This is a genomic window from Pseudooceanicola sp., assembly GCF_041987405.1.
In the GTDB taxonomy this organism is placed as follows: Bacteria; Pseudomonadota; Alphaproteobacteria; order Rhodobacterales; family Rhodobacteraceae; genus Pseudooceanicola.
Genome location: NZ_JBHIWR010000002.1, coordinates 110128 through 131960, shown reverse-complemented (window position 1 = coordinate 131960; position 21833 = coordinate 110128). Strand labels below are relative to the sequence as shown.

Sequence of the window (21833 nt, the reverse complement as noted above, 5' to 3'; positions counted from 1 at the left end):
CCGTAAAGGGGCAGCAGGCGGCTCGCGTCCCGGCCTTGCGCCGGGACCTCGTGGATTTGGGTTTTGACCGGAGGAGGCCCCGGCGCAGGGCCGGGGCATGCGATGACGGTTCAGGGGGCTGGACAATCGGGGTGTGGTGCGGTCCGATTTCTCCAGTCGTCAAGCGAGGCCCATCATGACCCAACCCCTGACCAATCTCATCTCTCAAGGGCGCGGGGATGCGCCTGCAGATCTGGTTCTGCGGGGCGGGAAGGTCTGGGACATGGTGACCGGCGATCTGATCGAGGGCGACGTGGCGATCTGCGGTGACACGATCGTCGGGATCGGGGCGGCGTATGAGGCCAGGCGGGTGATTGACGTCAGCGGGCTGACGCTGGTGCCGGGGTTCATCGACACGCATCTGCATATCGAAAGCTCTCTCGTCACGCCGCATGAGTTCGATCGCTGCGTCGGGCCACGGGGGGTGACGACGGCGATTTGTGATCCGCATGAAATAGCGAATGTGATCGGGGTCGACGGGATTCAGTACTTTCTGAAATCTGCGACGGAAACCGTAATGGATATTCGGGTGAACCTCAGCTCCTGCGTGCCGTCCTCGCACATGGAGACGGCGGGCGCGCGGATCGATGCGGCGGATCTGGTGCCGATGATGGATCATCCCCAAGTCATAGGGCTGGCGGAATTCATGAATTATCCGGGGGTTATCTTTCAGGACCCGGGCTGCATGGCCAAGCTGGAGGCGTTCCGGGGGCGGCACATCGACGGCCATTGTCCGCAGCTTATCGGCAAGGATCTGAATGCCTATGTCAGCGCGGGCATCCGGACGGAGCATGAGGCGACGACAGCCGAAGAGGCGCGGGAGAAGCTGCAGAAGGGGATGCGCGTGTTGATCCGGGAGGGGTCGGTATCAAAGGATATGCATGCGCTTCAGGAATTACTGACAGATGTGACATCCGCCTATATGTGCCTGTGTACCGACGACCGGAACCCGCTGGATATCGCGGAGCACGGGCACCTGGATTACATGATCCGCGAGATGATCGCGCTTGGCCGGTCGCCATTGGCGGTCTATCGCGCGGCCTCGCTCTCGGCGGCGGAGGCCTTCGGGTTGAAGGACCGGGGGCAGATCGCGCCGGGCAAGCGGGCGGATATCGTCTGCCTGCGGGATGTGGCGGATTGCCGGGCGGAGATGGTTCTGGCCGGGGGCGTGGTGATGGACGAGACGGCCTTTGCCGAAAGATCAGTGACGCCGCCGGTCGGGCGCGGGTCCGTCAAAATCGGGACAATAACCGCGGATCAGTTTCGCACCGGGGGGAACCGGCCGGAGACGGATGTGATCGGGATCCTCCCCGGCAAGATCATCACCGAACATCTGCGCGAAGAGATCGCGATCGTGGATGGCGACAAGAGGCCCGATCTGGCGCGGGATCTGGTGAAGATCGCAGTGGTGGAACGACATGGGGTCAACGGCAATATCGCGACGGGTTTCGTCAAGGGGTTCGGGCTGGCCTCCGGTGCCATCGCATCCACCGTCTGTCACGATCACCACAATATCGCGGTGGTGGGGGCGGATTACGACGATATGGCCTTTGCCGCGAACCGACTGGCCGAGTTGCAGGGCGGCTTTGTCGTGGTGCAGGGGGGCAGGGTACTGGCCGAACTGGCGCTTCCGGTTGCGGGGCTGATGTCGGACCGGCCCTTCGAGGAGGTGCACGAGGGGCTGATCGAGCTGCGGAGCGCGGCGAAGAGCCTGGGCGTGACGCTGGACGAGCCCTTCCTGCAGCTGGCGTTTCTGGCGCTGCCGGTCATTCCGGCGTTGAAGATCACCGACCGGGGGATGGTCGACGTGGTGAAGTTCGAGATCATTCCGGGGTAGAGGGCGACTGATTGTCGGTGAGGGCCCGGGTGGCATGAATTCCTCGGCTCCGGTCTGGGGAGGCCGCTTCGTGCGCCGAAATTCTGCATTGCAAAATCCAGTTCCGCAATGTTGACGCCCCGGTCCGGTCGGAATAGGTTCACGCGCAATGAGGGAGGAGACCCGACCGTCGGCAGATGCCGCGCGGCCTTCTCCCGTTGACGTCAACCCGGACAGCAAGGGGACCGAAATGGCCGAATCCACCTCAACCAGTGAAGCCGTCAGCTATGGATACGAGGGCGATGTCGCGCTTGTCTGCGTCGACAACCCGCCCGTCAACGCGACGGGGATCGCGGTGCGCAAGGGTCTGGTCGATGCCTTCCAGGCGATCAATGACGAAGGCAAGGCCAAGGCCATCGCGCTGTATTGCGCGGGTCGGACCTTTATCGCCGGGGCGGATATCCGCGAATTCGGCGGGCCTAGGCTGGAGCCGTCGCTGACCGACGTCTGCAATTCGCTTGAGCAGAGCGAGATCCCGAGCGTGTCCATCATGCATGGGACGACCCTGGGCGGCGGGTATGAAACCGCACTGGCCACCCATGCCCGGGTTGCGCTGAAGGGGTCGAAATTCGGCCTGCCGGAAGTGCTGTTGGGGATCATCCCCGGCGCGGGCGGCACGCAGCGCCTGCCGCGCCTGTCGGGCATTCCGTTCACGCTGGATATTGCCGTCTCCGGCCGTCATGCGACCGTTGAGGAAGGCGTCGAGAAAGGCGCCATCGACCGCGTGGTCGAGCCGGGCGATCCGCGCGAGATCGCGATTGCCATGGGCAAGGAAGTGATCGCGGGTACCCTGCCGACCCGCCGCACCGGCGAGATCGACGTGACGCCTGACGATGCGGCGATCGAGGGTGCGCTGGCGATGGTTCAGAAGAAGAACCCGCATCTGATCAACCTGGCGGCATGCGTCAATTCGATCGCGGCCTCGACCAAGCCCCTGAAGGAGGGACTGGCTGTCGAACGCGAGAACATCATGCGCTGCATGGAATCCCCGCAGCGCTCCGGCCTGATCCATGCCTTCTTTGGCGAACGGGCCGTGTCGAACATTCCGGAGGCCAAGGGCGACACCCGTCCGCTGGACAAGATCGGCGTGATCGGCGGCGGCACCATGGGGTCGGGCATCACGACCTCCTGTCTGATGGCAGGCATTCCCGTTCGCTTGATCGAGGTGCAGCAGGAGGGGCTGGATCGCGGCGTTGCGACGATCACCAAGAACCTCGACGGGGCCGTGTCGCGCGGCAAGATGAGCCAGGATAAACGGGACGCCGCCCTGGCCATGCTGGAGCCGTCGCTGGAGATGGGCGATCTGGCCGACGTGGACCTCGTGATCGAGGCGGTGTTCGAGAAGATGGAGATCAAGAAGGAGATCTTCGGCAAGCTCGACACGATCTGCAAGCCGGGGGCGATCCTGGCGTCGAACACCTCCTACCTGGATATCAACGCGATTGCAGATATGACCAACCGTCCGCAGGACGTGCTGGGCCTGCACTTCTTCAGCCCCGCGCATGTGATGCGCCTGCTGGAGATCGTGCAGGGAGCCAAGACCGCGCCGGATGCGCTGGCCACCGGGTTCGCCCTGGCGAAAAAGCTCAAGAAGGTCGGCGTTCTGGCACAGGTCTGCGACGGCTTCATCGGCAACCGTATCCTGGGCCATTATGGCAAGGTCATCTCCTATCTGGTGCTCGACGGCGCTTCGCCCGCGCAGGTGGACCAGGCGTTGGAGAACTTCGGCATGGCCATGGGTCCGCACAAGGTGGGCGATCTGGCCGGGCTCGACATCGGCTATATGACCCGTCAGCGCCGCAAGGAAGAGGGGCTGCCCGCGAACGAACGCTATGGTGGCGACATAGCCGACCTGATCTGCGAGCGCGAAGGCTATGGCCGCAAGACCGGCAAGGGCTATTACCTCTACGAGACCGGCGCGCCCGTGCCGAACCCGGCGGTGGAGGAGATCATCAACGAGGTCCGCGCCGACAAGGGCATCACGCCAAAGGACTTCTCCGAACAGGACATCATTGACCGCTACATGACCGCCTTCATTTCCGAGGCGGCGCGCGTGGTCGAGGACGGCACGGCCAAGCGGCCTGTCGATGTCGATATGGTTTTCCTTTTCGGCTATGGTTTCCCGCGTCACCGCGGCGGCCCGCTGCACTATGCGGACACGATTGGCGCAGCGGAACTGGTGCGCCGGATCGAAACCTATGCCAAGGAAGATCCGAACTACTGGCAGGTGCCCCCGCTGTTGCGCAAGATGGCCGAGGATGGCACCAAATTCGCAGATATGAATTCCTGAGGAGACCCCGATATGGATCTGAACTTCACACCCGAAGAAGAGGCCTTCCGCCAGGAAGTCCGGGATTTCTTCAAGGAGAACCTGCCTGACGATATCCGCGACGCGGTGCGCCAGGGTGGCGAGCTGACCAAGGAGACCATGGAGCGCTACCATGCGATCCTGAACAAGAAGGGCTGGCTGGCGACGACCTGGCCCAAGGAATACGGCGGACCGGGCTGGGGCCCGGTGGAACGGCATATCTTCGACGAGGAAAGCTGCGCCGCCTATGCGCCGCGGATCGTGCCCTTTGGCCTGTCGATGCTGGGTCCGGTGCTGCAGAAATTCGGCTCGCAGGAGCAGAAGGACTATTACCTGCCGCGCATCCTGAACGGTGACGACTGGTGGTGTCAGGGCTATTCCGAACCCGGCGCCGGGTCCGACCTCGCCTCGCTCAAGACCCGCGCGGTGCGTGACGGGGACGAATGGGTGATCAACGGCCAGAAGACCTGGACGACGCTTGGTCAGCATGCCGACTGGATCTTCTGCCTCGTCCGCACCGATCCCGATGTGAAGCAGCAGGAGGGCATTTCCTTCATCCTCGTCGACATGTCGACGCCGGGTGTCGAAGTGCGCCCGATCAAGCTGATCGAGGGCGGTCACGAGGTGAACGAGGTGTTCTTCACCGACGTGCGCGTGCCCTACAAGAACCTCGTCGGCGAGGAAAACAAGGGCTGGACCATCGCGAAATACCTGCTAACGCATGAGCGGACGGGGATCGCGGGGGTCGGCTTCTCCATGCTGGAGCTGGAGGAAGTGAAGGCGCTGGCCAAGAAGGTGATCCGCAACGGCAAGCCGCTGTCCGAGGATCCGCTGTTCGCCGCCCGTGTGGCGCAGGCGGAGATCGACCTGGAGGCGATGAAGCTGACCAACCTGCGGATGCTCTTCACCGCGCAGAAGAACGGCGCGCCGGGGCCGGAGACCTCGATCCTCAAGATCAAGGGCACGGTCATCAACCAGGAGCTCAAGGATCTGGGTCGCCGGGCGCTTGGGCCCAATGCGGCGCCCTTCCCGAAATCGCTGGCGGGAACCAATCTGGATGTCGCGCCGGATGGCCATGCCAACAATGCCGCGCGCTATTTCAACAACCGCAAGACCTCGATTTTCGGTGGATCGAACGAGATCCAGCGGAACATCCTGACCAAGACCATGCTGGGGCTGTGATCACATGAATTTCGATCTGACCGAAGACCGCCAGATGCTGCAGGACAGCCTGCGGCGCTACCTGGGCGACAAATACACGGTAGAGCACCGCAACAAGGTCGCCTACGAGGCGCCGTTCCACGACGATGCCAAATGGGGCGAGTTGACGGAACTGGGTGCGCTCTTTGCCCTGGCGCCGGAAGAGGCCGGTGGCATGGGCGGCGCGGGTTTCGACATCTCCGTCGTGTTCGAGGAGCTGGGCCGGGTGATCTGTCCGGAGCCGGTGCTGGGCGCGCTGATGGCGTCGCGGCTGATGACCGCCGCCGGGGCCGACCAGGAAGAACTGCTGGCCGGGTCCACCAAATACGCCGTCGGCCTGGGCGAGCTGGATGCGCCCTACGACATGTCCGGCATCGCCACCACCGCCTCGGGCGGGAAGGTCACGGGCCGCAAGTCCATTGTCTACGGTGGCCAGGCGGCGGACGTCTTCCTCGTCGCGGCGAAGGATGGCGACAGCCTGAACGTCTACGAGGTGAAGGCGGCAGACGCCTCGGTGACGGGCTATGCGCTGATGGACGGCGGCGGCGCGGCGGAGGTCGTGCTGGAGGACGCCCCGGCGACCCTGCTGATCGAGGGCGCGGATGCTGCCATCGAGGATGCGATCAACGCGGGTATCGTCGCGCTCTGCGCCGAGGCCGTGGGCGCGATGGATGTGCTGCACAAGATGACCGTCGAATACCTGGGTCAGCGCAAGCAGTTTGGCCGTCCGATCGGCACCTTCCAGGTGCTGCAGCACCGCGCGGTCGACATGCTGACCGAAATCGAACAGTCCCGCTCCATCGTCATCAAGGCGGCGGCGGAACTGGGCGGGCCGGATGCGTCGCGCTACTGCTCGATGGCGAAGAACCTGATCGGTCGTGCGGGCCGTCTGGTGGCCGAAGAGGCGATCCAGATGCACGGCGGCATCGCGATGACCTGGGAATACCCCGGTTCGCATTACGCCAAGCGGATCATCATGCTGGATGCGCAACTGGGCGATACGGACTATCACCTGATGCGCGTTGCGCAGGCGGCCTGACAGGGTCGGCTGACCGACAGCAGGAACAGATCGGGCCGGGGCAACCCGGCCCTTTTGCATGGAGAGGGAAATGCACGACGATAACTCAGACGGGCACAAGCCAAGCCTTGCGGACATGGTGAACAGCCTTCACGGCGAACCAGGGCGCCTGACCGGGCATCTCTCACCCTGGTGGATGCAGGGGCGGACGGCCTTTGGTGGGATCACCGCGGCGCTGGCCCTGGCGGCGACACGGCAGAGCCTGCCGGACCTGCCGCAGCTGCGCTCGATGCAGGTCACCTTCCTGCGGCCGATCCTGGACGAGGTGATCTTCGAGGTCACGCTGATCCGCTCGGGTCGGACCGCCAGTTTCGTCCAGGTGGATTGCATGTCGGACGGCGCGCTCGGCGCGCGCTGCACCTTCACCTTCGGCGCGGCGCGGCCCAGCAAGATCGTACATGACTATTCGCCGGTCCCGGCCACCCCCGACCCCGCCACCTGCGAGGAGCTTCTGCGCCGCTCCTCCCGCCCGACCTTCTTTGCCAATTTCGATGCGGTGATCATCGAGGGGGATCAACTGGTCTCCGGCTCCGACCGGCCGGAGCTGATCGTCTGGTCGCGGCTGACCGACAGTGTGGGCGTCAGCCCTGAGGTCGCGCTGGTCTGCAATGCCGACAGCATGCCGCCTGCCGCCATGCCCTGCTTCACCGAACGGGCCCCGATTTCGACCATCACATGGTCGGTGGATTTCGCCCGCATCCCCGAGACGACAGACTGGGTCTGGACGCGCACGACGTCGAAACAGGCGGCAGAGGGCTATTCGGTGCAGGACATGGAGCTCCGGGATACGGACGGCAGCCTGTTGGCCTCGGCACAGCAGATGGTCGCGCTGTTCACCTGAGGTTCTTTTTGCCGAAAATATCTCGGGGTAGGGCCGACCGGCAGGTCGGCCCCAGGGGCAGCGCCCCTGATCGGCTCAGCCGACCTTGACGACGAGCTTGCCCAGGTTCTTGCCCTTGAGCAGCCCCATGAAGGCCTGCGGGGCGTTTTCCAGACCCTCGGCCACGTCTTCGGCATAAGCAATCTCGCCCGAACCGACCTTGGGACCGACCTCCTTGAGGAATTCGCCGAAGCGGCTGACGTGGTCGGTTTGCAACAGGCCCTGGATCGTCAGGCGCTTCACCAGCGAGTAGCGCCACAGCTTTTGCAACGGCATCGACCCGGTTTCGTCCGACTCGCCCGAATACCAGGCGATCATGCCGCAGATGATGACGCGGGCATGCAGGTTGAGCAGGGGAATCACACCGCCCAGGGTGGGGCCGCCGACGTTTTCGAAGTAGATGTCGATGCCGTCCGGGCATTCCGCCGCCAGTGCGTCGCGCATGGCGCGGGCGTCCTTGCCGCGGTGGTCGATGCAGGCGTCGAAGCCGAACTTTTCGACCGCCATGGTGCATTTTTCCTCGCCACCGGCGACGCCGATGACGCGCAGGCCGGCCTGTTTGGCCAGTTGGCCGACCATCGACCCGACCGGGCCGGTGGCAGCGCCGACGACCAGGGTCTCGCCCGCCTTCATCTTGGAATAGGCGGTCATGCCGGCCCAGGCGGTGAAGCCGGGCATGCCCAACACGCCGAGCGAGGTCTGGATGGGCGCCTGATCGGGATCGACCTTGCGCAGATTGTCGCCGGAGACACAGCCGTGTGTGGCCCATCCAAACATGCCGAAGGCGTGGTCGCCGACACTGAACTTCGGGTGGTTCGAGGCGATGACCTCGCCCACGGCGCCGGCCTCCATCGTGCCGTCGATCGGCACCGGGGCGGCGTAGGAGGGGCCGTCATCCATCCGCCCGCGCATATAGGGATCGAGCGACATGTATTTCACGGCGACCAGCACCTCGCCCTCGCCGGGCGTGGGCAGGGGCTGCTCTTCGAGGCGAAAGTTCTCGTCCTTGGGAAAGCCCTCGGGGCGCGCAGCCAGTACGATACGCTTCATGGTGTCTGACATCTCGGTGTCCTCCCTGTCATTTGGCGGAAAATATATCCGTTGTGCAGAATATCCGCCGTGCACTTGAATCCAAGCCACAATCGCACAGATGGACTCGACGTTACACCGGCGCTAGGAAGGCCCGATCATGGCCAAGGCAAAGACAGACGAGAATTACAAGGTGATCGCCGAAAACCGGCGGGCGCGGTACGATTACGCCATCGAAGAAGACCTCGAGGTGGGCATCGTGCTGGAAGGGTCCGAGGTTAAGTCGCTGCGTCAGGGCGGGGCGAATATCGCCGAAAGCTATGCCTCGGTCGAGGACGGCGAGCTGTGGCTGGTGAACAGCTATATCGCGCCCTACGAACAGGCCAAGATGTTCAAGCATGACGAGCGGCGGCGCCGGAAACTTCTGGTCAACCGCAAGGAGCTGTCGCGGCTGTGGAACGCCACGGCGCGCAAGGGCATGACGATCGTGCCGCTGGTGCTGTATTTCAATCATCGCGGGATGGCGAAGATGAAAATCGGCATCGCCAAGGGCAAGAAGATCCACGACAAGCGCGATACCTCGGCCAAGCGGGACTGGAATCGTCAGAAACAGCGCCTGTTGAAACAGGCCGGTTAGGCCGCCAGTCGCGTCTTTGCCTTGCCTGTATGGGCCTGTCCCTGTAGGGATTTTCCCAGACCCGAGAGGAGAGGACGCGATGCAGGACGATCCGAAGACGCTGGTTTCAACGCAGTGGCTGGCCGCCCATCTGGACGACCCGGATTTGCGCGTGCTGGATGCCAGCATGTACCTGCCGAACGCCGGACGCGATGCGAAGGCCGAATATGACGCGGCGCATATTCCCGGCGCGCGGTTCTTCGATATCGACGACGTTTCCGATCTGCGCTCCGACCTGCCGCATATGGTGCCGCCGGTCGAGAAATTCATGTCGCGGATGCGGGCCATGGGGGTCGGCGACGGCCATCAGGTGGTGGTCTATGACGGGGCCGGGATCTATTCTGCGGCACGTGTCTGGTGGCTGTTCCGGCTGATGGGCCAGGACGATATCGCGGTGTTGGACGGCGGCTTCCCCAAATGGCAGGCCGAGGGCCGTCCGGTCGAGGATCTGCCGCCTGTCGTGCGTGATCGGCATATGACCGTGCGGCGTCAGAACCATCTGGTGAAGGATGTGACCCAGGTCTCAGCCGCGTCGAAGTTGGCGGATACGGTGATCCTGGATGCCCGCGCGGCAGAGCGGTTCCGGGGCGAGGTGGACGAGCCGCGCGCCGGGCTGCGCAAAGGCCATATCCCCGGGTCGAAAAACCTGCCCTTCACCGAGCTCCTGAACGAGGACGGCACGATGAAGGACCCCGAGGCGCTGCGCGAACTCTTTGCCGCGCGGGGGGTCGAGGCGAAAACGCCCGTCATCACCTCCTGCGGGTCCGGTGTCACCGCGGCGGTTCTGAACCTGGCTCTGGAACGGACCGGGCATCGTATTCATGCGCTCTATGACGGCTCCTGGGCCGAATGGGGCGCCTTTCCAACCCTGCCCGTTGCCACGGGCGCATAAGGCCCCTGACCGTGTTTGAACATCTGCGCGAGCAACCCGAAGATCCGATCCTGGCCCTGATGGACCGCTATCGCAGCGATCCGCGCCCTGGGAAGATCGACCTGGGCGTCGGGGTCTATCGCAACAGCCAGGGGGTGACCCCGGTGATGCTGGCGGTCAAATCCGCCGAGCGGCAACTGGTCGAGGCGCAGGACAGCAAGAGCTACACCGCGCTCACCGGCGATCCGGATTTTGTCCGGCAGATGGCCCTGCTGGTTCTGTCGGACAGTGTCGAACAGGAGAGAGTCGCCGGGGCGGCGACCGTTGGCGGCACCGGGGCGGTCCGGCAGGGGCTGGAGCTGATCCGCCTGGCACGGCCGGATGCGGTTGTGCATATCCCCGATCCGACCTGGCCGAACCACCGCGCCATCCTGGGCGCGATGGACATGGAGGTGCAGACCTACCGCTATTTCGATGCCGAGGCGAATGGCGTCGACATGACGGGGATGCTGGAAGACCTGGGCCAGGTTGCCGAGGGCGATGTGGTGCTGCTGCATGGCTGTTGCCACAACCCGACCGGGGCCGACCCGTCGGAGGCGCAGTGGAAGGACATCGTGAAGGTCCTGAAAGCGCGGGGGGCGACGGTTCTGGTCGACCTGGCCTATCTGGGCTTTGGCGACGGGATCGAGGCGGATGCCTTTGCCACCCGCCTGCTGGCGCAACAGCTGCCTGAGGTCGTGATCGCGGTCAGCTGTTCCAAAAACTTCGGGCTCTACCGGGATCGCGCCGGTGTCGTCCTGGTGGCCGGGCCTGCCTCGCAGGCGCGGGTGGTGCAGGGGAACCTCGCGACGCTGAACCGGCTGGCCTATTCCTTTCCGGCCGATCACGGCGCCAAGGTGGTGGAGATGATCCTGTCGAACACCGCACTGCGGGCGGAATGGGAAGAAGAGCTGTCAGAGATGCGCAGCCGGATCAACGACTTGCGCGAAAGCCTGGCGGAGGCCCTGCGGGTCGAAACGGGATCGGATCGCTATGGTTTCCTGGCGGCGCATCGCGGCATGTTTTCCCGCATGGGCGCCACGCCGGAACAGATCGCCTCTCTGCGGGAAGATCACGGGATTTACATGGTCGGCGATGGCCGGATGAACCTCGCCGGGCTGTCGCGGGAGGATATTCCCCGGCTGGCCAAGGCGATTGCTCTGGTCTGCGGGTAAGGGCTTGGCGGGACACCCCCGCGCGACAGGTGTGCGCAGGGGCCATGGGGTCGCACGATCAGATCAGGACGGCGGCACGATCGTCATCCCGGATTTCTCTGCCATGGCGAGGACCGCAGGCAGATCCGGTTCGACCGGGTCGGGCAGGCTGGTCTGGTCTTCGGGCAGGGGGGTGCCGATGCCGGTAAAGAACTCCTCATGCATGTTCCCCGGGGCATTGATGATCAGGATGCGCGCGGGCGCGTCGCCAACGGCCTGGAAGGCGTGAACAGCCCCGTCGGGGATGGCGACGTAGTCGCCCGGCCCGGCCAGAATTTCCTTTCCGTCCAGCATGAACCCGACCTGCCCCTCGATCACGAAGAAAGATTCGGTTTCCCCCGCATGGTGATTGGGTGGGGCGCCTGCGCCAACCGGGACAAGGCATTCGACCATGCAGAACTTGCCCATCACGTCATCAGGGAAGGCGTGAAATTTCATCAGAATATTTAGAACGTTGAAGGTGCGTTGACGGTCCGACATGAGAATCGCTTTCCATTTGCTCAATTAACTCCTTTGATGATACATATGTCTCGTCGTGAGACAATAGTATCATGAAGGGCGAAGCCGAATGAGCGAGAGTCGCGAACGCAAGGGGCAGAAACTCCGGACACGGGAAGCCATCTTGCGCGCCGCGCGGGAGCTGCTGTCGGAGGGTCAGGCCATCACCGTTATTGCGGCGGCGGAACGTGCAGGTGTTTCGAAGGCCACCGCCTATCGCTACTACTCCGACCCGGCTCTACTGGCTGCGGAGGCCGGGCTGGATGTCAGCGTGCTGCCTTACGACAAAGTTGTTGCAGGCGCAGAGGACGTTCGGGCCAAACTGCTGGCAATTTCGCTCTATTTCTTCGACCTGGCGATTGCGCATGAAGCGGAATTCCGGACGTTCCTCGGGCTGACGTTGGCGGCGGAGATTTCGGCCAGCACAGCGCCCGGAGCCCGTCGGGGCGGACGGCGCGTGTCGATGTATTTCAAGGCGTTGGAAGGGGTCGGTGATCGGCTGGACGAGGTGCAGAAGGCTGCATTGGTCCGGGCCCTCTCCATGGCGACGGGGGCGGAGGCGATGATCGGGCTTTACGATGTTGTCGGGGTTGAACACGACCCGGCTCGCGCCACGGTCGCAGAGGTTGCCGAAGCGATCATCGACAGGTTCCTGCCAGGGGCCTGATGGGCCTCAGCGCCGCCCTTCTCTCAGCCAGCCAGCCAACACCAGGGCGGAGGCGACGAGCAGCACCAGCCATTCCGGCAGGAGCGGGATCTGGCGGACATCCCGGGTTTCGAAAGCGTCGCGGGGGGTCAGACCAAGCCAGCCGCGCCCGGCGGCAGGGCGGCCCGCCCGGACATCGCGCAGCGTGGGCAGCCCGTCGGAGAGGTTGCGTATGCCGCCGCGGGTGCTGTCCACCAGCGGGTCGAGGGCCGTGCCGTCCGCGATGGTCTGTTCAAATTCGCGCGGGGCGGCGGGTCCGAGGCCGATGACCGAGTTGAGATCGCCTTCGCTGAGGCGATAGAGACCGATGTCGGGGCCGGTGTATTCGCCGGTCCACATGCCCGGACGCGTTTCGGTCAGGCTCATCTCCTCCGTCTCGCCATCGGGGCGGGTGATGGTGAGGGTGCCGATGCTGTCCTCCAGCGTGCGCCGGGTGATCTGCATCGTCTGGCCGGTGGCCTGGGCGGTCAGGGCCTCTTCCTCCAGTTCCGGCTCCTTCATCATCCAGTGGGCGAGGCGGCGCAGCAGTTCTAGCTGCGGCCCGCCGCCCTCGTACCCCCGGCTCCACAGCCAGGCGTGGTCGGAGGCCAGCAGCGCGACGCGACCCTCCCCGACCCGGTCGAGGATCAAAAGGGGGCGGTCCTCCACCCCGGACATGACAATCTCGCCGGTCGTATCGGTGGCATCCACGTCGATCTGCCGCATCCAGCGCCCCCAGTCGCCGGTCCATTCCTGCGCTAGGCCCGCGGTGACCGGGTGACGGTCGCCCAGATCGGTAACTTGCGGGCTGAAGGGCTCTTCGATCACCCGGGCGGAGATCGGTTCGGCGGGGAGGATTTCGCTGAGCGGAGAGCGGTAGATGCTGTCTGCGGAGGCAAAGTCGGGCCCGGCGGCAACAAGTACCGCGCCGCCGCGGTTGACGTAATCCGCCACGTTCTGGAGGTAGAGCGAGGGCAGGATGCCGCGCCGCTTGTACCGGTCGAAGATGATCAGGTCGAAGTCATCGACCTTGTCCATGAACAGCTCCCGCGTGGGGAAGGCGATCAGGGAAAGCTCGGAGACCGGGACACCGTCCTGTTTCGCGGGCGGGCGCAGGATGGTGAAGTGCACCAGATCGACGGAGCTGTCGGATTTAAGCAGGTTGCGCCAAGTACGGCCGCCCGCATGGGGTTCGCCGGAGACGAGCAGGACGCGCAGCCGGTCGCGCACCCCGTTCATCTGGACGATGGCACTGTTGTTGCGGTTGGTCAGCTCGCCCTCGGCTTCGGGGGTGGAGAACTGGATCACGTTGCGCCCGCCATGGGGCAGGGTAATCGGCAGGTCCAGATCGCGGCCGGTGGCGACCATGAAGCGCTGCGGTTCCGCCCCGTCGATGGAGATGTCCAGCGGCACCTGGCCGTCGCTCGCCGGTGCGGCGCCGCTGTCCTCGATCCGCAGGGTGAGGGTGACCTCCTCGTCTAGGATGGCAAAGGCGGGGGCGTTCTGGACGATCAGGCGGCGGTCCCAGTCCTCCGGCGCGCCGGTCAGCAGCAGATGCAGCGGGGCGGGCAGATCGGGGGCCTGATCGAGATCGTGCAGGCGCCCGTCCGACAGCAGGATCATCCCGGCAATGCGGGCGCGGGGTTCTTCGGCTAGGGCGTCCGACAGGGCGGTCATCAGGCGTGTGCCGGTGTCGTCCTCGCCATCGGCGAGGGTGACGCGGCGCAGCTCTGTGTTGGGTCGGGCCGCGATGCGGGCGGCGAGGGTTTCGGCGGCCTGTTCCGTCTGTTCAGCGCGGTCCGACAGGCGTTGCGAGGCGGTGCGATCCTCCACCAGCAGGACGATGTCGCTTAGGGGGGTACGGTCTTCCTCCCGCCACGAGGGACCGGCGAGGGCGGCGACCACCACGGCGGCGGCCAGGCCGCGCAGGGCCCAGCCCGCCAGGCCGCGCCAGACGGCAAAGGCGATCCCGGCCACGGCCAGGGCGGCCAGGGCGGCGACCAGGGGCCAGGGCAGCAGGGGCGAGAAGATCACGGTTCCGGTCATTGGCCCAGCCTGTCGAGAAGTGCGGGCACGTGGACCTGGTCGGACTTATAGTTGCCGGTCAGCACATGCATGATGAGGTTGACGCCGAAGCGATAGGCGATTTCCCTCTGACGTTCGCCGGCATAGCCGCGCCCGACGGGCACCAGGGGGTTGCCGCTGTTGTCGACGGCCCAGGCGGCGGCCCAGTCGTTGCCACCGATTACCACCGGCGTCACCCCGTCGTTGAGGTTGCGGAAGGGCATCCCCTCGATCAGTTCGGCATCGGGCGGGGCGGCTTCGACCCAGACGTCGCGGGCGGCGTGGCGGCCGGGGAAATCGCGCAACAGGTAGAAGGTGCGGGTGAGGACATGATCCTCCGGCACCGGCTCAAGCGCGGGGATGTCCAGCGGGGCGGCCAGCGCCTGAAGCTTGCGCCCATTCGGGCTGGAGGCGCCGAAGGCCGCGATATCGGCGTCGCGGGTGTCGAACAGGATCATCCCGCCGGTGCGCAGGTAACTGTTGAGCTTTTGGTAGGCCTCGGCGGAGGGGACAGGCTGATCCGGTGTGACCGGCCAGTAGAGGAAGGGGTAGAAGGCCAGCGCGTCGGTTTCGAGATCGACCGACATCGGCTCGTCCGGTTCGACGGAGGTGCGGAAGTTCAGGATCTGTCCCAATCCGCGCAGCCCGGCGAGGGCGAGGTCATCCACCTGCGGGTTGCCGGTGACTACATGGGCCAGAACGACCTCTGTCGTGGCAGCGAGGGCGCGGGTCGTGGCCTCGGACTCCGGCTGTGCCTGGGCAGTGGCCTCGCCCGCAGGGCCGAGGGTCAGGGCCAGCAACAGAGCGGCGGAGCCGACGCCCGCGCGCTGTCCGATCAAGCGGCCCGAGAGGGCGAGTGTGGCGAGGATATCCGCTGTGAGCAGCAGCAGCGACAAGGCCAGAAGCCATCCGCCGAGGGGTTGCTCCTCGACCCGGGTCAGCCCCTCGATCCGCAGGCGCGCGGGCCATTGCGTCGGGCGCAGCGTATCGTCGGCGGACAGGACATTGCGCGCAAGGGTGCGATCCGGCCCCTGATAGAGGCCCGGTTGCAGATCGGGGCCAAGCGGGGCCTCGATCAGCCGTTCACCGGGCACACCGGGCAGGGTGCCCGCCGGTTCGATCCGCCCCGTCGCTGTCAGCAATTGGACCGGCTGCCAGGTGGTGCCTGCCAGGTCCTCCGCCTCGGGTCGTGCGGTAGATGAGGAGACGGAGAGCCGTTCCAGCATCTGCACGAAGAGGCCGGAGAGCGGCAAGGTGGACCATTCGGCATTGGCGGTGATGTGGAAGAGGACGACCTGACCCTGACGAATTTCTTTCCGGGTGACCAGCGGGGTGCCGTCGGACAGGCGCGCAATCACCCGGTCGGCGAGGGAAGGATCAGGCTGCGCCATGACCTGTGAGGAGATCGTGACATCCCCGGGGATGTCCAGGCCGTTGAACGGGCTGGTGGTGTCGAACTCCGCTAGCGTCTTGGGTTCACCCCAGCTCATCGCGCCGCCGACGTTGCGGCCCCCGGCGCGCAGGCGGACCGGCAGGAAGGGATCCTCGACCTCGCGGCTGACATCGCTGGCGGCCAGGCGCGGCCCGGCAAAGCGCAGGAGCATCCCGCCGGTGTCGATCCACTCGATCAGCGCCTCTTCCTCGGCCTCCGACAGGGTGGCGACATCGGCCAGCACGATCACGTCCGGGTTGGCCGGGATCATGTCCATCAGCGGACCTTCCAGCAGATCCACAGTGGGGGCCAGCGCCTTGCGCAGGTAATGCATGGGCGACAGCAGGTCGAGGGTCTCGCCCTCCTGCCGGGTGCCGATCAGGGCGACCTCGCGGCGGCGGAAGCTGTCGTCGGACAGGGTTGTGGCCCCGGCCGTGCGGGCGCCGGCGATGGTCAGATGCGTGACCCGGGCGCGCAGTTCGGCGGGGAGGGAGAGGGCGGCGGTTGCCTCCGTCTCGCCATCGCCGAAGGTGAGCGGCAGGTTGGCCAGGGTGCGCAGCGTGCCGGAGGGATCGCGGCCGATCGCCTGCGCGGTGATCTCCTGCGGGCCGAGGGCGAGGGGGCGGATCGCCGTGACCTCCAGCGCGCCGTCGACGATCTGCACCGGCTTCAGGCCAAGCGCGGGGCGGGGGCTTTCGTAGATGGTGACAGTGCCGCGGCTTTCCAGGGCCTCCAGCAGGTCGTCGCGCCCGTCATGGTCCAGCCCGTCGGACAGCCAGTAGGTGTCGAACCCGGTGTCGGGCAGGGCTGCGGCCACGGTCGCCATGTCGGTTTCGGTCGGGGTCCAGGGCCGCGGCATGTAACCGGGCAGGCGCGCGCGCAGGGTGTCGGCGGCGCGAAACACCGGCTCTTCCGGCGTAGTCAGGCGCAGGACGGCGGCGGTGCGGCCCTGGCGTCCGGCCTCTGCCAGGACACCGTCGACAAGGTCGGCGGTGCGGTCCCAGTCGCGCGCGGCAGCCCAGGAGCCGTCCATCACGATCAACAGGGGGCCACTGCCCGTCTCGGCCTCATCCTGGGGGTTCAGGACAGGACCGGCTAGGCCGATGATGATCGCAGCGACCGCCAGCATGCGGAGGAGCAGGAGCCACCAGGGCGTACGGTCGGAGACCGATTCCTCGTCCTTCAGGCCAAGCAGCAGCGCCACGCCGGGGAAGCGGCGGCGGATCGGCGCGGGGGGCACGGCGCGCAGGATGATCCAGAGGATCGGCAGCGCGGCCAGGGCCACTAGCAGCCAGGGCGCGGCGAAGCCTATGGGGCCAAGCGTCATTAGGTCGTCCCCCGGTCAAGCGCACGGTAGATCGTCAGCAGGGCGGACTGGGCCGAGGCGTCGGTGTGGTGAATGTGAAACTGCCAGCCGGTGGCGCGGCAGAGCGTATCCAGCCGGTCCTTGCGTTCGGCCAGCCGGGTCAGATAGCGGCTCCGCAGGTCGTCGGCCTTGAGAGTTTCATGCTCCATCGTGCCGCCAACGGACTGAAAGACAGTGCGACCACGGAAGGGGAAGCTTTCCTCCGACGGGTCGAGCACCTGCAGCAGCACGCCACGCACGCCACGGTCGGCGGCCTTGGTCAGGGCGGTTTCGACCTCGTCCAGCTGGCCCAGGAAATCGGAGATGAAGAGCGCACGGGCATTGGGGATCATGGCGCGGTGTTCCGGCACGCCATAGTCGCCCTCGCCCGGGAGGGCAAAGAATTCGGCAAGGCGATAGATCTGGTTGTTGGCGCGGCGTGGCGGCAGCAGGGTTCCGGTCAGGCCGACCCGTTCGCCACCCCGGATAAGCAGGATCGCAGTGGCCAGCGCAAGCAGGCGGGCGCGTTCGCTCTTCTCCGGAAAGCGTTTATCGGAGGTGAAGCGCATCGAAGCCGCCTGATCGACCCAGAGCATGACCGACTGGGCGATCTGCCATTCCCGTTCGCGGACATAGCGGTCGTCGCTGCGGGCGGACCGGCGCCAGTCGATCCAGCGGGCCGGGTCGCCCTGCTGGGCAGGGCGGTATTGCCAGAAGTCATCGCCCAGACCGGACCGGCGGCGACCGTGGTCACCCAGAAGAACCGTCCCGGCGAGGTGTTCGGCGCGCGCAAGCAGGGGCGGCAGGCTTTCGGCCTGTCGCTCTGCCCGTTCACGAAGCGCTCGTGGGTCCTGTAGCTGGGCGGCCTTATCGCTCACGCGGCGGCCTCGGTCCGGGTCACGGCGGCGGCGGTTTCCTCGATCAGGCTGGCCAGGTTGTCACCCCGGGCGCGGGCGGCGAAGTTGAGGCCCATACGGTGCGACAGGACCGGGCGGGCCATGGCGATCACATCCTCGGTCGAGGGGGCAAGGCGGCCGTGCAGCATGGCGCGGGCGCGGACGGTCATCATCAGGGCCTGCGCGGCGCGGGGGCCCGGGCCCCAGTTGACGGTTTCGCGCACGCGGGCAGAGGCGGCGGGATCGTCGGGGCGGCAGGCGCGGACGAGATCGAGGATCTGTTCCATCACCGTTTCCCCCACGGGCATCCGGCGCAGCAGTGTCTGGGCGTCGATCAGTTCGGCGGCGGTGAAGACCTCATGCGCCTCCTCTTCCTCGATCCCTGTGGTGGCCAGCAGAATCGCCTTTTCCGTCTCGCGGTCGGGGTATTCGACGTCGATCTGGACCAGGAAGCGGTCAAGCTGTGCCTCGGGCAGGGGGTAGGTGCCCTCCTGCTCGATCGGGTTCTGGGTGGCGAGGACGTGGAAGGGCTGACCGAGGGGGCGATCCTCGCCCGCGACGGTCACCTGTTTTTCCTGCATCGCCTGCAGCAGCGCCGATTGGGTCCGGGGCGAGGCGCGGTTGATCTCATCCGCCATCAGAAGCTGGCAGAAGACCGGGCCGGGCAGGAAGCGGAAGGCGCGGGAGCCATCGGCGGCGGTTTCCAGCACCTCGGATCCGAGGATATCGGCGGGCATCAGATCGGGGGTGAACTGGATGCGGTTGCCGTTCAGGCCCATCACGGTCGACAGCGCCTCCACCAGGCGGGTCTTGCCAAGGCCGGGCAGGCCGATCAGCAACCCGTGGCCACCGCAAAGCAGGGCCGAGAGGGTCAGTTCGACAACGCGTTCCTGCCCGATGAAGCGGCGTTCGATGGATTTGCGGGCCTGGGCCAGTTTCTCCTCAACGGCTTCGATCTGGGCGACGAGGTCGTCGTCGTGGGTCGTGGTCATGGCAAAGGCTCCGTCCGGGACTATAGTCAGGGTGAGTGTATCGCGGGCATCAGGACATACAAAAGCAATGAGTTCACAAAATAGCGTGAAACCGAGCGCGGAAACCATCGCGGCCTCGGCACAAGCGGCCTCCAAGGGGCGGGGCCTGCCGCCCGTGCACAAGTGGAACCCCGCCTATAGCGGCGATCTGGACATGCGGATCGCGCGCGACGGGACGTGGTTCTACCTTGGCACACCGATCAACCGGGCGGCGCTGGTGCGGTTGTTTTCCACGATTTTGCGGCGGGATGACGAGGGGTATGTTCTTGTCACCCCCGTGGAAAGATGGGGAATCACCGTGGAGGACGCCCCCTTTGTCGCGGTGGATTTCACCGCGGAGGGTGCGGGCGAGGATCAGGTTCTGCGCTTTGAAACCAATGTGGGCGACTTTGCCGAGGCCGGGGCGGATCGTCCGATCCGGGTCGTGATGGACCCGGAGACGGGCGAACCCTCGCCATATGTGCTGGTGCGGGACCGTCTGGAGGCATTGATCGACCGGAAGAGTTTCTACCGCCTGGTCGATCTGGCGGTCACGCGGCCGCATGAGGGGGAAGACTGGCTCGGGATCTGGTCCGGCGGTGTCTTCTTTCCGATACAAAGGGCAGATGAGTTGACTTGAGGGGCAAAGCCGCGCCCATTTGTCCGGAGTGATCCCCGGAGGCCGGTTTGCCCAAATTATGTGCCAATATCTCGTTCCTGTGGAAGGATCTGCCGGTTCCGAACCGCATCAAGGCCGCTGCGGCGGCCGGGTTCGACGGGGTGGAGATCCTGTTTCCCTACGATACCCCCGTGCCGGAACTGAAGCGCGCGCTGGACCAGACCGGGTTGCAGCTTGCGCTGATCAATTGCCCGCCGCCGAACTACACCGGGGGCGAGCGCGGGTTTGCTGCCGTGCCTGGCTTGGAGGACCGCTTCCGCACCGATTTCCGGCGTGCCCTGCGCTATGCTCAGGCGCTTGGCGCGCGGCGCATCCATATCATGGCGGGACCGGGTGAGGGGCCGGAGGCGGAGGCGTGTTTTGTCCGCAACCTGCAATGGGCCTGCGATTTTGCGCCGGACCAGCTGCTGACAATCGAACCTATCAATCCCCACGACATGCCCGGGTATTACCTGAACGATTTCGACCTCGCGGATCGGGTTCTGCGCGCGGTCCGTCGTGCCAACCTCGGGCTGCAATATGATGCCTATCACGCGCAGAGGATCACTGGCGACGCGTTGGCCTGCTGGGAGGCGCATGGCGCCTTCGTTCATCACATCCAGATCGGCGATCACCCCGGCCGTCATGAGCCCGGCAGCGGCGACATCGACTATCGCGCCTTGTTCGCCGCGTTTGAGGCGGGTGGATACCAGGACTGGGTGAGTGCCGAATACATTCCCTCGGGCGAGGTCGAGATGGGGTTGGGATGGATGGACTGGGTGTCGCGGGACTGACCGGACCGCAAATCTCATTCGGTGAAATCCTCCTGACAGGATGCTGTCAGGAGGGGTATGTCAGAGAGGAGCCATCGCAACATGATGGAGACTGACATGAACACCCAACCGACCGCCGTCTGGACCGAAATCCCGGTGCGGGATCTGGATAAGGCCACGGCCTTCTATGCCGATGTATTCGGCTGGACCTTGGTGAAGAACGAGGACGGGCCGAACCCGATCGTCAACTATACCGCCGATATGGAGGGTATCCACGGGCATCTCTATCCCGGAACCCCTGCGGCTTCGGGCTCCGGGCCGACCGTCCATCTGCAGGTGCCCGATACGCTGGCCGCGGCGTCCGACCGTCTGAAGGTCGGGGGCGGCAAGGTGGTGATGGGGCCGATCAGCATTCCGGTCGGTGACTTCCTTTACTGCGAAGACCCCGACGGCAATTCCATCGGCCTGTTCGAACCGAAGGCCGCCTGATGCGCCGCGCCGACCGCCTGTTTCAGATCGTCCAGTATCTCAGGGGCGGTCGGCTGACCACGGCGGCGCAGCTGGCCGAGAAGCTCGAAGTGTCCGAGCGCACGGTTTATCGCGATATCGCCGACCTGATCGGCTCCGGCGTGCCCGTGGAGGGGGAGGCCGGGGTCGGTTACGTGATGCGGGCGGGCTATGACCTGCCACCCCTGATGTTCACCCAGGAGGAGATCGTGGCCCTGGTCGCGGGGGCGCGGCTGATCCGGGCCTGGGGCGGGCTGGACATGGCGGCGGCGGCGGAAGAGGCGCTGGTCAAGATCAACGCGGTCCTGCCCGATGCCGCCCGGGCGCAATCCGAACGGGTGCAGATCCACGCGATGCATTTCGGCGAACTGTCGGAGGAGACGCGCCGCGCGCTGGACCGGATCGAGGCGGCGGTGAACGGGCGGGTCATGCTGGAGGTCGACTACGCGGACGAGGCGGGCGTGGCGACGACACGGCACATGCGGCCTCTGGGCCTATTCTTCTGGGGCAAGGTCTGGACGCTGGTGGCCTGGTGCGAGTTGCGGCAGGACTTTCGCAGTTTTCGCGTCGACCGGATGGCGGCGATCCGGGAGGGGGAAGTTTATCGTGAAGACCGGGACAAGAGCCTGCGGGCCTTCTACGACGAACAGAACCGGCGCGGGTTCCGACGGCCGGACAATGCTTTGTGAGCAAAGGCGATATGTGGTCCCGGGGTGTAGCCAGATGGCCGTGAATCGCGTATAGGCCGGGCTTCG

The 21833-nt window shown here is 65.6% G+C and carries 19 protein-coding genes; 13 read left to right on the top strand and 6 right to left on the bottom strand.

Annotated features, from left to right (window positions below):
• Positions 1–175: 175 nt before the first annotated feature.
• The 5 genes from ade to ACFC2Y_RS05330 all read left to right on the top strand — a co-directional run bounded on the left by ade (position 176) and on the right by ACFC2Y_RS05330 (position 7342).
• Complete coding sequence (gene ade, locus ACFC2Y_RS05350; RefSeq protein WP_375174281.1) at positions 176–1876, top strand: adenine deaminase; 1701 nt, start codon at positions 176–178, stop codon at positions 1874–1876.
• 229 nt (positions 1877–2105) lie between these two features.
• Positions 2106–4205, top strand: coding sequence for a 3-hydroxyacyl-CoA dehydrogenase NAD-binding domain-containing protein (locus ACFC2Y_RS05345; RefSeq protein WP_375174282.1), 2100 nt, complete (start codon positions 2106–2108; stop codon positions 4203–4205).
• 12 nt (positions 4206–4217) lie between these two features.
• A complete protein-coding gene (locus tag ACFC2Y_RS05340; protein WP_375174283.1) occupies positions 4218–5405 on the top strand; it encodes an acyl-CoA dehydrogenase family protein in 1188 nt (395 codons plus the stop codon).
• A gap of 4 nt (positions 5406–5409) precedes the next feature.
• On the top strand, positions 5410–6462 hold the full coding sequence (locus ACFC2Y_RS05335; protein ID WP_375174284.1) for an acyl-CoA dehydrogenase family protein: 1053 nt from the start codon (positions 5410–5412) through the stop codon (positions 6460–6462).
• A gap of 70 nt (positions 6463–6532) precedes the next feature.
• On the top strand, positions 6533–7342 hold the full coding sequence (locus tag ACFC2Y_RS05330) for a thioesterase family protein (RefSeq protein WP_375174285.1): 810 nt from the start codon (positions 6533–6535) through the stop codon (positions 7340–7342).
• Between the two features lie 75 nt (positions 7343–7417).
• Here the strand turns inward: ACFC2Y_RS05330 and ACFC2Y_RS05325 are convergent, their stop codons facing one another.
• Complete coding sequence (locus ACFC2Y_RS05325) at positions 7418–8443, bottom strand: NADP-dependent oxidoreductase (protein WP_375174286.1); 1026 nt, start codon at positions 8441–8443, stop codon at positions 7418–7420.
• 127 nt (positions 8444–8570) lie between these two features.
• On the opposite strand from ACFC2Y_RS05325, the gene smpB reads away from it, so the two are divergent.
• The 3 genes from smpB to ACFC2Y_RS05310 all read left to right on the top strand — a co-directional run bounded on the left by smpB (position 8571) and on the right by ACFC2Y_RS05310 (position 11171).
• Complete coding sequence (gene smpB, locus ACFC2Y_RS05320; RefSeq protein WP_375174287.1) at positions 8571–9047, top strand: SsrA-binding protein SmpB; 477 nt, start codon at positions 8571–8573, stop codon at positions 9045–9047.
• 79 nt (positions 9048–9126) lie between these two features.
• Positions 9127–9978, top strand: a complete 852-nt coding sequence (gene sseA, locus ACFC2Y_RS05315; RefSeq protein ID WP_375174288.1) for a 3-mercaptopyruvate sulfurtransferase — start codon at positions 9127–9129, stop codon at positions 9976–9978.
• An 11-nt stretch (positions 9979–9989) separates the two neighbouring features.
• Complete coding sequence (locus tag ACFC2Y_RS05310; RefSeq protein ID WP_375174289.1) at positions 9990–11171, top strand: aromatic amino acid transaminase; 1182 nt, start codon at positions 9990–9992, stop codon at positions 11169–11171.
• A 63-nt stretch (positions 11172–11234) separates the two neighbouring features.
• Here the strand turns inward: ACFC2Y_RS05310 and ACFC2Y_RS05305 are convergent, their stop codons facing one another.
• Positions 11235–11690, bottom strand: coding sequence for a cupin domain-containing protein (locus ACFC2Y_RS05305; RefSeq protein ID WP_375174290.1), 456 nt, complete (start codon positions 11688–11690; stop codon positions 11235–11237).
• An 88-nt stretch (positions 11691–11778) separates the two neighbouring features.
• Between ACFC2Y_RS05305 and ACFC2Y_RS05300 the strand changes: the two genes are divergently transcribed.
• The gene (locus ACFC2Y_RS05300; protein WP_375174291.1) at positions 11779–12375 is read left to right on the top strand and encodes a TetR/AcrR family transcriptional regulator; all 597 of its coding nucleotides are present in this window, start codon (positions 11779–11781) and stop codon (positions 12373–12375) included.
• 6 nt (positions 12376–12381) lie between these two features.
• Here the strand turns inward: ACFC2Y_RS05300 and ACFC2Y_RS05295 are convergent, their stop codons facing one another.
• The 4 genes from ACFC2Y_RS05295 to ACFC2Y_RS05280 are packed head-to-tail and all read right to left on the bottom strand — an operon-like array spanning position 12382 to position 19122.
• Positions 12382–14439, bottom strand: coding sequence for a glutamine amidotransferase (locus tag ACFC2Y_RS05295; RefSeq protein WP_375174292.1), 2058 nt, complete (start codon positions 14437–14439; stop codon positions 12382–12384).
• Positions 14436–17216 (bottom strand): DUF4159 domain-containing protein, encoded by a 2781-nt coding sequence (locus ACFC2Y_RS05290; RefSeq protein ID WP_375174293.1) that lies wholly within the window; start codon positions 17214–17216, stop codon positions 14436–14438. The genes ACFC2Y_RS05295 and ACFC2Y_RS05290 overlap by 4 nt, the downstream gene beginning before the upstream one ends.
• Positions 17216–18112 (bottom strand): DUF58 domain-containing protein, encoded by an 897-nt coding sequence (locus ACFC2Y_RS05285; RefSeq protein WP_375174294.1) that lies wholly within the window; start codon positions 18110–18112, stop codon positions 17216–17218. The genes ACFC2Y_RS05290 and ACFC2Y_RS05285 overlap by 1 nt, the downstream gene beginning before the upstream one ends.
• On the bottom strand, positions 18109–19122 hold the full coding sequence (locus ACFC2Y_RS05280; protein ID WP_375174295.1) for an AAA family ATPase: 1014 nt from the start codon (positions 19120–19122) through the stop codon (positions 18109–18111). The genes ACFC2Y_RS05285 and ACFC2Y_RS05280 overlap by 4 nt, the downstream gene beginning before the upstream one ends.
• 67 nt (positions 19123–19189) lie before the next feature.
• On the opposite strand from ACFC2Y_RS05280, the gene ACFC2Y_RS05275 reads away from it, so the two are divergent.
• The 4 genes from ACFC2Y_RS05275 to ACFC2Y_RS05260 all read left to right on the top strand — a co-directional run bounded on the left by ACFC2Y_RS05275 (position 19190) and on the right by ACFC2Y_RS05260 (position 21767).
• Positions 19190–19780, top strand: a complete 591-nt coding sequence (locus tag ACFC2Y_RS05275; protein ID WP_375174296.1) for a DUF1285 domain-containing protein — start codon at positions 19190–19192, stop codon at positions 19778–19780.
• A gap of 47 nt (positions 19781–19827) precedes the next feature.
• On the top strand, positions 19828–20592 hold the full coding sequence (locus tag ACFC2Y_RS05270) for a hydroxypyruvate isomerase family protein (RefSeq protein WP_375174297.1): 765 nt from the start codon (positions 19828–19830) through the stop codon (positions 20590–20592).
• Between the two features lie 96 nt (positions 20593–20688).
• Positions 20689–21060 (top strand): VOC family protein, encoded by a 372-nt coding sequence (locus ACFC2Y_RS05265; RefSeq protein WP_375174298.1) that lies wholly within the window; start codon positions 20689–20691, stop codon positions 21058–21060.
• Entirely contained in the window at positions 21060–21767 is a 708-nt protein-coding gene (locus ACFC2Y_RS05260; RefSeq protein ID WP_375174299.1) for a helix-turn-helix transcriptional regulator, read from the top strand. The genes ACFC2Y_RS05265 and ACFC2Y_RS05260 overlap by 1 nt, the downstream gene beginning before the upstream one ends.
• Positions 21768–21833 lie beyond the last annotated feature (66 nt).

What these genes read in the sequence shown, in the direction of transcription:
- smpB (WP_375174287.1), top strand. Translation starts at nt 8,571, where the DNA reads ATGGCCAAGGCAAAGACAGACGAGAATTACAAGGTGATCGCCGAAAAC.
- ACFC2Y_RS05305 (WP_375174290.1), bottom strand. Translation starts at nt 11,690, where the DNA reads ATGTCGGACCGTCAACGCACCTTCAACGTTCTAAATATTCTGATGAAA.
- ACFC2Y_RS05280 (WP_375174295.1), bottom strand. Translation starts at nt 19,122, where the DNA reads ATGACCACGACCCACGACGACGACCTCGTCGCCCAGATCGAAGCCGTT.
- sseA (WP_375174288.1), top strand. Translation starts at nt 9,127, where the DNA reads ATGCAGGACGATCCGAAGACGCTGGTTTCAACGCAGTGGCTGGCCGCC.
- ACFC2Y_RS05260 (WP_375174299.1), top strand. Translation starts at nt 21,060, where the DNA reads ATGCGCCGCGCCGACCGCCTGTTTCAGATCGTCCAGTATCTCAGGGGC.
- ACFC2Y_RS05335 (WP_375174284.1), top strand. Translation starts at nt 5,410, where the DNA reads ATGAATTTCGATCTGACCGAAGACCGCCAGATGCTGCAGGACAGCCTG.
- ACFC2Y_RS05325 (WP_375174286.1), bottom strand. Translation starts at nt 8,443, where the DNA reads ATGTCAGACACCATGAAGCGTATCGTACTGGCTGCGCGCCCCGAGGGC.
- ACFC2Y_RS05345 (WP_375174282.1), top strand. Translation starts at nt 2,106, where the DNA reads ATGGCCGAATCCACCTCAACCAGTGAAGCCGTCAGCTATGGATACGAG.
- ACFC2Y_RS05330 (WP_375174285.1), top strand. Translation starts at nt 6,533, where the DNA reads ATGCACGACGATAACTCAGACGGGCACAAGCCAAGCCTTGCGGACATG.
- ACFC2Y_RS05265 (WP_375174298.1), top strand. Translation starts at nt 20,689, where the DNA reads ATGAACACCCAACCGACCGCCGTCTGGACCGAAATCCCGGTGCGGGAT.
- ACFC2Y_RS05340 (WP_375174283.1), top strand. Translation starts at nt 4,218, where the DNA reads ATGGATCTGAACTTCACACCCGAAGAAGAGGCCTTCCGCCAGGAAGTC.
- ACFC2Y_RS05295 (WP_375174292.1), bottom strand. Translation starts at nt 14,439, where the DNA reads ATGACCGGAACCGTGATCTTCTCGCCCCTGCTGCCCTGGCCCCTGGTC.
- ACFC2Y_RS05275 (WP_375174296.1), top strand. Translation starts at nt 19,190, where the DNA reads ATGAGTTCACAAAATAGCGTGAAACCGAGCGCGGAAACCATCGCGGCC.
- ACFC2Y_RS05290 (WP_375174293.1), bottom strand. Translation starts at nt 17,216, where the DNA reads ATGACGCTTGGCCCCATAGGCTTCGCCGCGCCCTGGCTGCTAGTGGCC.
- ACFC2Y_RS05300 (WP_375174291.1), top strand. Translation starts at nt 11,779, where the DNA reads ATGAGCGAGAGTCGCGAACGCAAGGGGCAGAAACTCCGGACACGGGAA.
- ade (WP_375174281.1), top strand. Translation starts at nt 176, where the DNA reads ATGACCCAACCCCTGACCAATCTCATCTCTCAAGGGCGCGGGGATGCG.